Source organism: Amycolatopsis sp. NPDC058278, from assembly GCF_042881395.1.
GTDB lineage: Bacteria > Actinomycetota > Actinomycetes > Mycobacteriales > Pseudonocardiaceae > Amycolatopsis.
Map to the genome: position 1 here is coordinate 12,277 of NZ_JBHVXZ010000013.1, position 13,382 is coordinate 25,658.

The window sequence follows — 13,382 nt, forward strand, 5'->3', positions numbered from 1 at the left end:
ATGCGACAGCGGGCCGTCTCCCTCACCGCAGGGATACGGCCCGCCGTCAGGAATCAGGGCTCAGCCGTGAGCCGCGGCCACTGCGGCTCCGGTCGGCTGGTCGGTGGCCGGTGGCATCAGCTTCGGGTACACCTTCTGGAATTTCTCGATCATCGTGGCGGACGGGATGATCCGGTTCGGGTTGGCCTGGCTCGTCGCCTGCTTCTCGCCCCACGCGCCGGCGGCCTTGCGCTGGTCGGGGGTGCCGTGGCTGTGGTAGCAGTCACCGATGGAGGCGTCGAGGTAGGCGACCTCCTGCTGGGTGCGGGCGTTCCAGCCGAAGCCCTTGGCGTGCGCGACGAAGTAGCCGCCGTAGGCGTCGGGACCCATTTCGGAGGACTCGTTGCGCGGGTAGTTGTCGTGGGCGAAGTCGACTTGGTGGCCGTACTCGTGCCCGACCACGGACTCCACCGAGACGTCGTCGAACCCGAGAACGCCGACCGTGTCGAGCAGGCCGTCACCGAGCGCCACGCGCTTGCCGCCGAGGCTGCCGGCCGGGGCGGAGAACGCGTTCAGGGTGATCAGCGGGTTGCGGCCGCCCTGCAGGGCCGGGACCTCGTAGAGCACCTTGGTGGCGAGCGCGGCGGCGTTCTTCACCTTCGCCGGCGCGAGACCGAGGCTGAAGGTCTGCGCCATCTTCGCCTGGCTGCCGAGGTCGGTGCCTTTCCAGGCGACGAGCTGGATGTTCCAGCTCTCGATGTCCCAGAAGCCGCGCAGCTTGTCGATCGTGTCGGTGGCGCGCGAGGTGTATTGGCCGTCGGTGCCGAAGACCTGAGGGCTCTTGTCGGATGTGACGCCCTGGACGTAGAGCTGGCTGAGCCCGGACAGTGCGTCGAGCGCCTTGTTCTCGAGCGGGGTCAGCTGTGACGCGAGCTTGTTCGCGTACGTCAGCAGCGAACCCTCGGTGCAACCCGGAATCGGGCCCTGCGCGGCCCGGCTCCGCGGCCCGATTCGCGGAATGGGCGACTCGATGAGCCGGTCGACGCCACGCAGCGCGTCGGCGGGCAAGCCGTTGTAGAGGTCGACGACGTCCTGGTACAGCTGCGCGACATCCTGCTCGACGGTGGATGGCGTGGCCGCGCCGGCGGGAACGGCCGTGGCGAGTGCGAGTGCCGCCACGGTTCCCGCTGCCGCGAGCGTGTGGCCGAGGAATCCGGTCCGCTTGGGCAAGGTGATTTCCCCTCTGCTGGTCCGTTTCAAGATCACCAATCGCCGCCACAGTAGGGCGGCGATTGGCGGTGGAACCGGCACCGGGGCAAGAACCCCGAAATGGCTCACGTCTTTCGGAGGGTTTCGGCGGTGCGGACATCGGCCGAAAGTACTAGGAGCCGCCGCGTCGGAAGGTCCGCGACCGAGGGGACGCTGCCGATCAGCGGGGCTCGCCGAACCAGTGGACGAGCGCGGGTTCGAGGTCGTCCGCGTTGCCTGCCCAGCACACGTAGCCGTCCGGCCGGATGAGCATCGGCTCGGTGTCCGCGCCCTGGCCCGCGCGGTGCACCCGGTCCTGCCAGCGGGCGGCGACCTCGGCGAACCGGCCGGCCGGATCGAGCAGGACGCCGCGTCCGCGCCGCAGCAGCTCGTGCGACCGGACCGGGCCGAGGTCCAGGTCCGGCGCGGGAAGGCCGACGAGCGGCTGGTTCTCGGTGCCCGGCATCGGGTAGCGGATGCCCATCCCGGACAGCATGTCGTCGAGGTGGTACTGCACGTCCCGCAGTCGCACCAGGGCCGCGAACAGGTCCTTGGCCGCCGCCAGATCCGGGTCGCCGGTGCCTTCCCAGTCCATCAGCAGGCTCTGCGCCTGGACGTTGCGCAGCACGGCGGCCGCGGCCGGGTGGCGTTCGGTGTGGTAGGTGTCGAGCAGGTGTTCCGGGGCCCAGCCGTGCACCGCGGCGCCGAGTTTCCACCCGAGGTTGAGCGCGTCCTGGATCCCGGTGTTCATGCCCTGTGCGCCGATCGGGAGGTGGACGTGGGCGGCGTCGCCGGCCAGGAACACCCGTCCGTGCCGGTACCGCGCGGCCTGCCGGGCCGCGTTGGTGATGCGGCGGGCGTAGCACAGTTCGAGCAGTTGCACCCGGGGGCCGAAAACCGCACGCAGCCCCTCGCCGATCTCGTCCTCGGTGACCGGGACCTCCCGGGGGAGTGACCGGCCCGGCCCGCCCAGCGAGAGCCGCCGCAGGGGCCTGCCCTGCGGATCGGTGCCGAGCGGGAACACCGACGCCCAGTGCCCGTCCTCGCTGCGGGTGTGCGTCATCGCCTGGTCGTCGCCGCTCAACCGCACGTCGGCGGCGACCACGGTCGCCGTGCCCGGCCGGCCGGGGAACTCGGCGCCCAGCAGCGACCGCACCGTGCTGCGGCCACCGTCGGCCGCGACCAGGTACCGCGAGCGGATGACGCCGCCGCTCGCGAAGGTGGCGGTGACCCCGTCCCCGTCCTGGGTCGTTCCGGTCAGTTCGTGGTCACGTCGCACGTGGATGCCTTGTGCGGCAAGGTGTTCTTCGAGGAATCCTTCGATCACCACCTGCGGGACGGACCGCCACGGACGGCGGTGCCTGTCCCGGGTGAGCGGGAGCGTGATACCGGCGAAGTGCGCGGTGCCGATCGGGTGGTTTCCGGTGGCCAGCAACGGTTCCAGCAAGCCGCGCTGGTCGAATGCCTCCTGGGTGCGGGATTGCACGCCGCCCGCCTTGGACAACGCGCTGCGCCGCGGCAGTTTGTCGACCAGCACGGCCGGCACGCCCGCCACCCGCAGTTCGTTGGCCAGTGTCAGGCCGGTCGGGCCCGCGCCGACGATGAGCACATCGGTGTCCATGGTTGCTCTCCTGGTGGTGTCTCGAGGGATGAGGGCAACGCTGCGCTCGTCCGCCCAGTCGCGCCAGATACCGGCTCGGTTGAGCCGATATCCGACGCCGATTACGCTCGAGACGGTGGAATCCGACTACGACGAACTGGATCGCCGGCTCGCGCACGCGTTGCAGATCAACGGCCGTGCCCCCTTCAGCACGATCGCCGAGGTTCTCGGCGTGTCGGATCGCACCATCGCCCGCCGGTACGCCCGGTTGCGGTCGGCGGGGGCGGTGCGGGTGATCGGGGGAGTCGACCCGACGGCCATGGGCGCGGTGCTGTGGTTCCTGCGGGTGCGCTGCGCGCCCGCCGCGTCGGTCCCGGTCGCCGAGGCGCTGGCGCGGCGCCCCGACACGTCCTGGGTGAGCATCACCTCCGGAGGCACCGAAATCACCTGCACGGTCCGCACCGAGAGCGAGGCCGACAGCGAGGCGCTGCTGCTGGCCAAACTCCCGCGCACCCCGCGCGTGGAGGGAGTGACAGCGCACTCCGTGCTGCACGCGTTCTACGGCGGCCCGGACAACCTGGTCGCCAAGCTCGGGTCGCTGGACGAGGAGGCGATCGAGCGGCTGCGCCCGCTCCCGGTGCCGCACCGGCCGGGACCGGTGCGGCTCGACGACTCCGACCGCAAGCTCCTCGCCGCGCTGGCCACCGACGGCCGGGCCGAGTTCGAGCACCTGGCCGCGGTGACCGGCTGGTCGCCGACGACGGTCCGGCGCCGGATGGCCGAGCTTCGCGAACGCGGGGTGCTGTACCTGGACATCGACGTCGACGGGCGCCTGTTCGGGGTCGGCCCTCGAACCCTGCTCTGGCTCTCGGTCGCCCCCGCCCACCTGGAAGAGGCCGGTGCGGCGCTGGCCGCACACCCGGAGATCGCGTTCGCCGCCGCCACGACCGGGCCGACGAACCTCTGTGCGAGCGTGGCGTGCGCGGGTCAGCGGGAGTTGTACCGGTACCTGACCACCCGGGTGGCCATGCTGCCGGCCATCACCCACGTCGAGACCGCACCGGTGATCAGGACCGTCAAGCAGGCCGCACACCCGACGTAGCGACCGCCATCGGGCCGCTGTGATCGGTACTGTCTGCCGATGGGGTTCACCGAGCGGGCGCGCCGGGTGCGTGACGGGCAGCTGGCGCACGGCAGGCGGGTCGCGGCGTTGTGTTCGTGTGTGGGCTTGTTCCACCCGATCGGCCACCGGGCGACGTTGAGCTTTCTCGGTGAGCTGGCCGGGCCGTACCAGCACCACGAATCGGCTCTGTTGCGGGCGCTCGAGAAGCTGGAGGCCAGTCGCGCAGTGTGGCACGAGGAGCTTGCTTCCTACCTCGACGCACGCGTGAGGCAGAAGCGACTCGGCCGGCGTGGGCCTTCACCCGGCGATCCGCCACCGAGCAGGATGGGTGGGCACTGGTACGCCTCGACCCCGGACGTGTCGCGTCGCGCTGCGCTGCACGCGCTCAAACTGTGGGAGCGGGACCTGCGGCCGGACCCGGCGAACCGAGAGGTGCGGTCCATCGTGCGATGCTGCATCGCCACTGGCGGGCGGTTGACGGACGAGCAGCTGGACATCGTTTCGCGCCGGCGAATGTCGGCCGAGACCGAGGAGGTTCGCTGGCCGTTCACGCTCGTGGTGTCCGCCGGCGGCGTGGCACCGGCGCTTCGCGTTCAGGGCTGCAGCGACTGGGTGCCGAGGACGGTGGCGAGGGCCAGGCGGTCGGCGTCCTCGGTGCCGGGCTCGGCGGTGTAGACGGTGATGCGCAGGTCGTCCAGGGCGACGAGCAGGGTGTCGCAGTCGAGGGTGATCGGGCCGGCCGCCGGGTGGTCGATGGTCTTGCGCCGGGATGGGTCGGGCAAGGGCGGCGGGGCCGCGGTGTCCCAGAGCTCGGCGAAGCGGGGGCTGCCGGCGGCCAGGTCGGAGATCAGGCGCCGCAGCGCGCGGTCGGCGGGGTAGCGCGACGCCGTCAGGCGCAGGTCGGCCACGAGCCGGGCTTCGTGTTCGGCCTGTTCCCGCGGGGTGTGTACGACCCTCGATGGCAGCCGGGTGACGTTGCGCCAGACGGCGTTGCGGTCCAAGCCGCGCCAGGACGTCGTGTCGCCCATGAGCGCGTCGTAGGGCGCGTTGGCCAGCACGAGCGTCCAGGTGGCGTCGTAGACGACCACGGGCGTGTGCGAGAGCCGGTCGAGCAGCCGCTGCACGCTCGGGGTGACCCGCGACGGCACGACGTCCGGGCCGGGCGGGGCGTGCCCGGCCAGCCGGTAGAGCAGGTCGCGTTCGCTGTCGGCCAGGCGCAGCGCGCGGGCCAGTGACTCCACGACCTGCGTCGACGGCGCCGTCGCGCGGCCCTGCTCGAGGCGGGTCAGGTAGTCGGCCGAGATGCCGGCGAGCGCGGCCAGTTCTTCGCGGCGCAACCCGCTGGCCCGGCGCCGGCGGCCCGTCGGCACGCCGACGGCCTCGGGCGCCGCCCGGTCGCGCCAGCGGCGCACCGTCCGGCCGAACTCCCACGCTTCCACACAGTCCATTCTGGACCAGTCCGCCCCGGTTGTCCTGGTCCTGGCAGTCCTACGAAAACCGGACGACTGGCTGCGCCACGGCCGTGCTCGCAGGCTGGCGCCATGACCGAACCCGGAACCGTCCTCATCACCGGCCCCACGCGCAACCTGGGCCGCCACGCCGTGCTGGCCATGGCCGGCCGCCCGGACGGGCAACGCCCCGACCTGCTGCTCGTCGGCCGCGCCGGACGTGACCTGACCGCCGTCGCCGGCGAAGCTCGTGCGCTCGGGGCACGGGTCCACGAGATCGGGTGCGACCTGGCGAGCCTGGCCGACGTCCGGGCCGCCGCGGCCGGCGCCCGCGAGCTGATGACCGCCGGCGCTGTCCGTCCGCTGCGTGCGCTGGTCGCCAACGCCGGCACCATGTCGCCCGACACCCGGCGGGCCTCGGCCGACGGCTACGAGCTGACCTTCGCCGTCAACCACCTCGCCCACGCGCAGCTCATCGGCGACCTGCTCACCTCGTTCACCGCCCCGGCGAGGGTCGTGCTGGTCGGCTCGAACACCTACCACGCCAACTTCTGGCGCAAGCTGCTGCACGTGCCCGCAGCCGAGTGGGCCGACCCCGTCGAACTGGCCCGCCCGGCCGACGGCGAGCAGACCCCGGGCATGGCGGCCTCCGGCGTCGCCTACTCCAACGCCAAGCTCGCGATCCTCTACTACGCCCACGAGCTGCAGCGCCAGGCCGGCCCGGGCATCACCGTGTCGGTGTTCGAGCCCGGCTGGATGCCGGGCACGGCGCTGGGCCGCGGTGCCCCCGCGGTGTTGCAGGCGATGAGCCGTGCCCTGGGCCGGATTCCCGGCGTCTCCACGCCGCAGCGCTCGGGGCCGCTGCTGGCCGCGATGGCCCTCGACGAGCGGTGGGCGCACCTGCGTGACGGCGCGTTCGTGGTGAAGACCAAGCTGACCGAGGCCCAGCCCGTCGCCCACGACCGCGATCGGGAGCGGCGGCTGTGGGAGGCGACCGCCGAGCTGCTGGAACGCGCAGCCGCGTCGCGTAGCCCGAGGTGAACCCACGGCGCGGTCAGCGCAGGGCCGGGTCGGCGAGGGCCCGGCTGCTGATGCCGGGGACATAGGCGCCCAGCGCGGTGATGAGCGTGCGGATGCCGCTGCGGGTTCCGGTGGTGAGCCGGGCGGTGCGGGCCACGTCGAGTTCGTTGGCGATGGTCAGGACGGCGAAGTCGGTGAGGTCGTCGGCGGCCAGGGGGAGGATCTCGCCGGTGAAGCGGTCCGTGAGCGGGAGCGGTGTCGCGCCGAGGTGGGCGTAGGTCCGGCTCCGGTCGCACACGCCGTAGCGGTGGACGAGGGCCTCGGCGTCGTCGCCGATGGCCGCGCGCAGGCGGGCCCGGCGATCCGGCGGCAGCAGCGGGTGCGGGAAGCCGTCGGTGCCGTAGGTGGCGTGGCACAGCGCGGCGAGGCGCGCGCGCCGGCTCCCGCCCCACGCGGCCACCTGATCGCGGACGCGCCGGAGGTGGTCGAGGAGGTGGCCGCCGGGGTGGCCGACCTGCTCCGCGCCGAGCTCGCGCAGGAGCGCGAGCGCTGGCCACTCGGCGGTGGCGGCGGCGATGGTTTCGGCCAGCGCCACCGGTCGGTCCCGGGCGATCAGGTGCCCGGCTTCGTGGATGCGGGTCACCGCGGCGTGCGGAGCCTGCCGCAGCAACCCGTCGACGTCGTCGTCGGTGACGGGCGACCCGTCGCCGCCGCGCACCAGCAAGACCGGCAGGCCGAGCCGGGCGGTGACCTCTCGCAGCCGGGCAACCCGGGCCAGGATGTCTTCGACGAGCCCGGCGTGCGGGTCGAGCAGGCCGCCCGCGGCGAGGAAGCGGCGGACCCGGCCGGGATCCAGGCCGGGCACGACGTCCACCAGCACGAGACCCGCCACCCGGGCCCGGATCGCCGGATCGCCGAGGGCGGCGATGGCGGCGAGCCCGCCCAGCGAGGCGCCGACGACCACGCATCCCGGCGGTTCGGCCTGGAGCATGGCCGCGACGTCGTCCGCGCAGAGCGCGAGCGTCCGCGGCGAGCCGTCACTGTCACCGTGACCGCGTTGATCGAAGGCCACGCACCGGAACCCGGCCCCGACGAGGACCTCGGTGACCGGCGTCCAGACCCCGCGCCGCTCACCGCCGGCGTGCAACAGCAGGAGGGTCGGCCCGGCGCCGGCCTCTTGTCCTTCGAGGACCGCGTCCGGGCGGGCGAGGCGTCGCGCCCGGGTACCTGTGGCCTCGGTCATGGCAGCGCCCCCCTCTACCTTGTGACATCAAGGTAAGACGGTAGGCCGCGATACCTTGGCTGGTCAAGGTATGGTGGTAGCGTGACCTCTCCGCGTGTGCGCCGTCCTCCCGCCGAGGCCCGGCGCCTGATCCTGGACGCCGCCGAGGGAATCCTGGCCGAGGGCGGCGTCGCCGCCGTCGGCGTCCGCGCCGTCGCCGCGCGTGTCGGCATGACCGACGCCGGGATCAGCCACCACTTCGGCAGCCGCGACGACCTCCTGGAAGCGCTGCTGCGGCACGGCGGCCGGAAGATCCGCGCCGGGGTGGAGGAGGTGCTGCGGTCCTGGCTCGACCGCGGTGCCGACCTCGGTGAGCTCGTCGACACCCTGGCCGCGTTCTACCGCGGTGGCTACGGCGAACTGGCCGTGGCGCTGCACGCCGCCGGCTGGCGGGACCGGGGCTCGGGGATGCTCGCCCCGGTGGTCGACGCGCTGCACGCACTGCGCGCCGACGCGGCCGACATCGAGGACACCAGGCTCGCCGTGGCCGCTCTCCACCAGGCCCTCGTCACCGAGTCCCGCTACGGTCCGGTGTTCCGCCGCAGCGCCGGCTTGACCGGCCGGGCGGCCACGGCCAGCGGACCGCAGCTCCGCTGGTGGGCCACGCACCTCTCCCGCTCACTCGGCCTCTCCTAGCGGGGACCACCGGGCCGATGGCCCGACGGTGGACCGTGTGGTCGCCATCCTGGCTGCCGTTCCTCGCGTTCCTCTGAACCGGCCCGGCACGCGCCCCTGTCGCCGCGACCGGGTGGTCCTTCTGGTGACCGGTGGGGGAGTGCGGTACAACCGGAAGCGTGGCCGAGCGTGTCCGGCGTCCCGACCCGCACGTTTCCGTCGAACGCGACGTGCTGGTGCGGTACCTCGACGCGTGGACGGCGACCGTGCTGCGGTCGCCGCGTGGGGCCGCCTACGTCGAGTGCGGGGACTTCGCCGCCGACGCCTTCCGGGTCTTCGGTGAGTTCGCCGACCGGCTGGACGATCACCACCTGGAGGCGGTCCTCGTCGGACGGCCGGTCCCGCCGGGCGGCGCTCCGGCGGGGCTGGCCGTCCGGACCGTCGACGACCTCCGGGAGGTCCGGGTGGCCGGGCCGATGCTGGCGCACCTGTCCGGTGCCTGGCCGCCGTCACTGGTGCGGGGCAAGGCGCACGAAGTCCTGCTCTCGGCCGAGCCGGGCACGGATCACCGGGAACGGCTGCGCGCGGCGGGCCTCGAGTGCGTGGTGGCCGTGGACCTCGTGGCCGACGACGGAACCGCGCGGTTGCTGGTGTTCGCGACGGCGGACAGCCGGCACCTGGCGACGTTCAAGAACGAGCTGTGGGCGGCGGACGAGTTCGCGGGCATCCGGTACCGCGACCCGCGTGACACCGAAGGCGCGCTGGTCGACATCTCGCTCACCCCGCAGCTGCTGCCGTTGCGGCGGGCGCTGCTGGGGGAACTGGACCGGGGTTCCCGCACCGTCGCCGAGCTGCAGCGGTTCACGCTGCTCGAGACGATCTACCGCGCCGAGGACGCCGTCGGCGCGCTGACCGCCGCCGTGGCGGCGGGTCAGGTCACCCGGCAACCGGAGAAGGGCCGGTTGGGTTCCCGCACCGTTCTCTCGGCGAGCTAGCCGGTCGTCCCGACCGGCTGGACGGCGCCGGCGGCCGGCGTCAGGGTCGGGCGGAGTGCGGTGACGACCGCCGCGGTGACGACCAGGTGCATGAGCATCAGCCCGATGACGTTGGCGGCGGTGGCGCCCACGTTGAGCAGCATCAGGTCCGGCACCCAGGTCAGGACGAGGACCGCGGGGACGACCACGCGCAGCGCGTTCGGCGCCCGGCGGGCGATCACGAACCAGCCGACGGTGCCCAGCAGCAGCCCGATGGCGGTGGCCGGCAGGTAGGACGCGGGGGACAGGCCCATGCGGATCCCGCCGTCGTCGAGCGCCACCGCTCCGAGGGCGATGACGGTGTTCACCGCGGCCGCCGCCAACAGGGCGAAGCCGAGGCGGACGGCAGTGGTGGCGGTGGGGGCGGCCGGTTTGGCGGTGGTGAGCATCGCTCCTCCTTGGGTTTAACGTGCAACCCAAACGGTAGGTTGGGTTGCGTGTTAAAGTCAAGCCGTGCGTGACGACCAACCGTTTCCCCGGCTCGGTGAAGGCGAGCAGCGAGCGTGGCTCAACCTGGTGAAGGTCCTGCTCACACTGCCGGGCGCGCTGGAGAGCCAGCTGCTGCGGGACGCCGACCTGACGCTGCTGGGCTACATGATCTTGGCGCGGCTCTCGATGGTGCCGGACGAACGCCTGCGGATGAGCCAGATCGCGGAGATGGCCAACGGGTCACTGCCGCGGATTTCGCACGCGGTGGCACGCCTGGAGGACCGGGGCTGGGTGACGCGCGAGGTCTGCACCGGCCAGGGCCGCCGGTTCACGACCGCGACCTTGACCGAGGCCGGCCGCGCCCACCTGGCCGCCTCCGCACCCGGCCACGTCGCGATGGTCCGCCATCTGGTGCTGGATCCGCTGGGCGACGACTTCGTGGGGGTCGGCGACGCCGTGGGGCGGATCGTCGAGACCCTCGGGCTGCCCACGGAAGTGCTCAAACGGCGGTAGGAATCGGTCAGCGGGCCCGGGTCCGGTGGCGGTACAGGAGCCACACGAAGTAGGGCGCGCCGATGATCGCGGTCATGAGGCCGGCCGGGAGCTGGCCCGGGGCGATGACGGTGCGGCCGGCCGTGTCCGCCGCGCAGACCAAGATCGCGCCCAGCAACGCCGCCGCGGGCAGCAGGCGCGAGTGCCGGCTGCCCACGATCGCGCGGGCCGCGTGCGGGGCGACCAGCCCGACGAACGTCAGCACCCCGATGCCGGCGACCGCCGCGGCGGTCAGCAGGACGGCGCACGACAGCAGCAGCAACCGCGTCCGGGCCACGGGCACGCCCAGTACCCGTGGCGTTTCGTCGTCGAGCGAGAGCAGGTCGAGCTCGCGCCGCAGGCGGACCAGCACCGGCGCCACCAGCAGCAGCGCGAGCGCCATCGGCACGAGGTGCGGGAAGGTCCGGCCGTAGGTCGAACCGCCGAGCCAGGTCAGTGCCTTGGTCTCGTTCCACGGGTCGGACAGGGTGATCAGCAGCGTCACCAGCGCCTGCGACGCCGCGTGCACGCCGAAGCCGATCAGCACCAGGCGTTCGCTGGTGAACCCGCCCCGGGCGGCCACGGCGAAGACCACGGCCATCGCCACCGCGGCACCCGCGCCCGCGGAACCGGTCAGCGTCCAGAACCCGACGCCGGACACGCCCGTGAGCACGGCGACCGCGCCGAGGCCCGCCCCGCCGACGACGCCGATCATCCCCGGTTCGGCCAGGGGGTTGCGGGCGACGGCCTGGGTGAGCGCGCCGCCCAGCGCGAGTGCCGCGCCCGCCAGCAGCGCGGCCACCACGCGCGGGACGCGGGTGTCCAGCACGCCGGTGACGATCGGGCCGGCCTGGCCGGTGACCCAGTTGACGACGTCGCCCAGCAGCAGCTTCGCGTCCCCGAACAGGACCGCGCCCACGGCGACGCCGGCCACCGCGAGCGCCAGCACGCCCAGGACGACGCGGTACCGGGCCGCGCTCACCCCGCCCCGCGCGCCGGCCGCGGGCGGTCCGGCGGTCGCCGAGGTGATCCGGGCCGTGCGGGCGAGGACCACGAGGAAGAGCGCGCCGAGGATGGTCGTCACGACGCCCGTCGGTACTTCGAGGGCTCGTTGCGGGCCGATGATCGCGCGGAGCAGCACGTCGGCGCCCAGCAGGAGCGCCGCGCCCAGGGCCGCGGAGCACGGGATCAGCGCGGCGTGGCGGTGCAGGCCCGGCACCACGGTCGCGAGCAGCCGGGCCACGGCCGGCGCGGCGAGGCCGACGAACCCGATGGGGCCGGCCAGGGTCACCGCCGTCGCGGCCAGCAGCACGGCCAGCGCGATCGCGGCGAACCGGAGGCGTCCGATGTGGACACCCAGCGTCCTGGCGTGGTCGTCGCCGACGTGGATCAGGTCGAGCCGCCGGGCCATGGCGAGCAGCGCGGCCAGCGCCACGCCGGCGACGGGACCGAGCGTGCGGATGCCGGCCGGCCCGTTCTGCTCCAGCGAGCCCTCGCCCCAGGCGAAGAGACCGCGGGTTTCCTGGGCGTACAACAGCAACAGGACCTGGGTCACGGAAACCAGGGCCAGCGCGATCGCGGTGCCCGCCAGCACCAGCCGCACGATCCCGGTGCCGCCCGTCCCGGACAGCGCGAGCACGAACACGGCCGCGGCCAGCCCGCCCGCGAACGCGACCCCGGTCGCGCCGAGCACGGGCAGCGAGAGGCCGAACGCGGCCACGGCGACGACCGCCAGGTGCGCTCCGGCGTTGACGGCCAGGGTGTCCGGCGACGCCAAGGGGTTGCGGGACACCGACTGCAGCACCGCGCCGGCCACGCCGAGCGCGCCCCCGACGACCAGCGCCGCGAGCAAGCGCGGCAACCGCGACTCGACCACGACGGCGGCCGTGTCGCCGGTCCCGCCGCCGAACACCAGCCGCAGCACGTCCGGCGCGTCCAGGTTCGCGGTGCCCTGCGTCAGGTGCACGGCCGAACCCAGCAGGATCAGCGCGGCGAGCCCGCCGCCGAGCAGCGCGAGCCGCCCGCGCCGCCGGACGGCGACCACGGGCGGCCGGGGCCCGGTCCGGGTGACCACCGCTATTTCTCGAGCGCGGCGACGGCCGCGTCGACGAACTGCGCCATGGACTTCGGCCCGCCGAACATCCACAGGGAATCCGGGAAGCGGTGCACCTTGCCGCTCTTGACGAACGGGAGGCTCGTCCAGATCGCATTGCCCGCCAGCTGCTGCTGGTACGGGTCGCCGTCGGCGTTGTTGGCGATGTACCAGAACCGGACGTCGGGCAGCCGGGTCAGGCCCTCGACGTCGGCCTGCGCGAGGCCGTAGACCGCGTCGCCGTCCATCGGCCAGGCGGTCTCGAGGCCGAGGCGGCCGAACACCGCGGACACCAGCGCACCCTTGGTGTAGGGCCGGATGCTGACCGAGCCGGAGGTGACGTAGGCGTCGGAGAAGGCGACTTTCTGCCCCAGGGCACCCCGTTTCTCCACCTCGGCGCGGCCCGCGGTGAGCTTCTGCTCGAACTCCGCCTTCAGCTGCGCGGCCTTCGCCTCGGTACCGGTGGCCTTCGCGATCACGTCCAAGCCGGCGTACATGCCGGCGACCGGGTCCTGGGCACTGCCGCCGTTGATGACGACGACCGGGACCTTCGCCTCGATCTGCTCGAGCGCCCCTTCGGTCACGCTGTCGGTGACGACCACCAGGTCGAGCCCCAGCGAGCCGAGCGTGTCGAGGCTCGGCTCGCCGCGGGTGCCGATGTCCTTCGGCGTGCCGTCGAGCTTTTCCGCGCTGACCCACTGGCCGTAGCCCTTGATGTCGGACACGCCGACCGGCATGACGCCGAGCGAAACGAGGTGCTCGACGGCGTTCCACTCGGTCGCCGCGACGCGCTTGGCCGGGCCGGGCAGCCGCATCTCCTTGCCGCGCGAGTCGACGACCGTGACCGGGCCGGCGCCGCTCGTGGCGGCGGTGTTGCTCGTGGGCGCCTCGGTGGTCCCACAGCCGGCCACGAAGAACGTGGCGGCCGCGGACAGGCCGAGGAGCAGCCGGGTGATCCGCATGTCTCTCCTGGGTTTTCGA

General features: G+C 73.4%; 13 protein-coding genes. 6 read left to right on the forward strand and 7 right to left on the reverse strand.

The genetic code is table 11. The features are described from left to right. Window positions 1-60: 60 nt before the first annotated feature. Both ACFVYA_RS08960 and ACFVYA_RS08965 read right to left on the reverse strand, forming a co-directional pair. Window positions 61-1,209 carry a hypothetical protein gene (locus tag ACFVYA_RS08960; RefSeq protein ID WP_387043877.1) on the reverse strand — a complete coding sequence of 383 codons (1,149 nt, stop codon included), beginning with the start codon at window positions 1,207-1,209 and terminating at the stop codon, window positions 61-63. A 199-nt stretch (window positions 1,210-1,408) separates the two neighbouring features. Next, entirely contained in the window at window positions 1,409-2,848 is a 1,440-nt protein-coding gene (locus ACFVYA_RS08965; RefSeq protein WP_387043879.1) for an FAD-dependent monooxygenase, read from the reverse strand. A 115-nt stretch (window positions 2,849-2,963) separates the two neighbouring features. On the opposite strand from ACFVYA_RS08965, the gene ACFVYA_RS08970 reads away from it, so the two are divergent. Both ACFVYA_RS08970 and ACFVYA_RS08975 read left to right on the forward strand, forming a co-directional pair. Next, window positions 2,964-3,929 (forward strand): Lrp/AsnC family transcriptional regulator, encoded by a 966-nt coding sequence (locus ACFVYA_RS08970; RefSeq protein WP_285990172.1) that lies wholly within the window; start codon window positions 2,964-2,966, stop codon window positions 3,927-3,929. A gap of 39 nt (window positions 3,930-3,968) precedes the next feature. Next, complete coding sequence (locus tag ACFVYA_RS08975; RefSeq protein ID WP_387043881.1) at window positions 3,969-4,625, forward strand: hypothetical protein; 657 nt, start codon at window positions 3,969-3,971, stop codon at window positions 4,623-4,625. On the opposite strand, the gene ACFVYA_RS08980 is transcribed toward ACFVYA_RS08975, so the two are convergent. Further along, complete coding sequence (locus ACFVYA_RS08980; RefSeq protein WP_387043883.1) at window positions 4,544-5,398, reverse strand: helix-turn-helix transcriptional regulator; 855 nt, start codon at window positions 5,396-5,398, stop codon at window positions 4,544-4,546. The two genes, ACFVYA_RS08975 and ACFVYA_RS08980, sit on opposite strands and share 82 nt — an antisense overlap. A 93-nt stretch (window positions 5,399-5,491) precedes the next feature. Here ACFVYA_RS08980 and ACFVYA_RS08985 point away from each other — a divergent pair, with 93 nt between their 5' ends. Continuing rightward, window positions 5,492-6,439, forward strand: a complete 948-nt coding sequence (locus tag ACFVYA_RS08985) for an SDR family NAD(P)-dependent oxidoreductase (protein ID WP_387043885.1) — start codon at window positions 5,492-5,494, stop codon at window positions 6,437-6,439. A 13-nt stretch (window positions 6,440-6,452) separates the two neighbouring features. Here ACFVYA_RS08985 and ACFVYA_RS08990 read toward each other — a convergent pair whose 3' ends face one another. After that, the gene (locus ACFVYA_RS08990; RefSeq protein ID WP_387043887.1) at window positions 6,453-7,661 is read right to left on the reverse strand and encodes an alpha/beta fold hydrolase; all 1,209 of its coding nucleotides are present in this window, start codon (window positions 7,659-7,661) and stop codon (window positions 6,453-6,455) included. Window positions 7,662-7,742: 81 nt separating this feature from the next. Between ACFVYA_RS08990 and ACFVYA_RS08995 the strand changes: the two genes are divergently transcribed. Together ACFVYA_RS08995 and ACFVYA_RS09000 are read left to right on the forward strand one after the other, a co-directional pair. After that, window positions 7,743-8,336, forward strand: coding sequence for a TetR/AcrR family transcriptional regulator (locus ACFVYA_RS08995; protein WP_387043889.1), 594 nt, complete (start codon window positions 7,743-7,745; stop codon window positions 8,334-8,336). A gap of 158 nt (window positions 8,337-8,494) precedes the next feature. Continuing rightward, a complete protein-coding gene (locus ACFVYA_RS09000; RefSeq protein WP_387043891.1) occupies window positions 8,495-9,310 on the forward strand; it encodes a hypothetical protein in 816 nt (271 codons plus the stop codon). On the opposite strand, the gene ACFVYA_RS09005 is transcribed toward ACFVYA_RS09000, so the two are convergent. Further along, on the reverse strand, window positions 9,307-9,738 hold the full coding sequence (locus ACFVYA_RS09005; RefSeq protein ID WP_387043893.1) for a DUF6069 family protein: 432 nt from the start codon (window positions 9,736-9,738) through the stop codon (window positions 9,307-9,309). The genes ACFVYA_RS09000 and ACFVYA_RS09005 overlap by 4 nt on opposite strands. A gap of 64 nt (window positions 9,739-9,802) precedes the next feature. Between ACFVYA_RS09005 and ACFVYA_RS09010 the strand changes: the two genes are divergently transcribed. Then, window positions 9,803-10,291 carry a MarR family winged helix-turn-helix transcriptional regulator gene (locus tag ACFVYA_RS09010; protein WP_387043894.1) on the forward strand — a complete coding sequence of 163 codons (489 nt, stop codon included), beginning with the start codon at window positions 9,803-9,805 and terminating at the stop codon, window positions 10,289-10,291. Between the two features lie 7 nt (window positions 10,292-10,298). Here the strand turns inward: ACFVYA_RS09010 and ACFVYA_RS09015 are convergent, their stop codons facing one another. Both ACFVYA_RS09015 and ACFVYA_RS09020 read right to left on the reverse strand, forming a co-directional pair. Continuing rightward, window positions 10,299-12,383: an iron ABC transporter permease gene (locus ACFVYA_RS09015; protein ID WP_387043896.1), complete on the reverse strand. Its 2,085-nt coding sequence runs from the start codon at window positions 12,381-12,383 to the stop codon at window positions 10,299-10,301. Between the two features lie 2 nt (window positions 12,384-12,385). Beyond that, the gene (locus ACFVYA_RS09020) at window positions 12,386-13,363 is read right to left on the reverse strand and encodes an ABC transporter substrate-binding protein (protein ID WP_387043898.1); all 978 of its coding nucleotides are present in this window, start codon (window positions 13,361-13,363) and stop codon (window positions 12,386-12,388) included. Window positions 13,364-13,382: the final 19 nt, after the last annotated feature.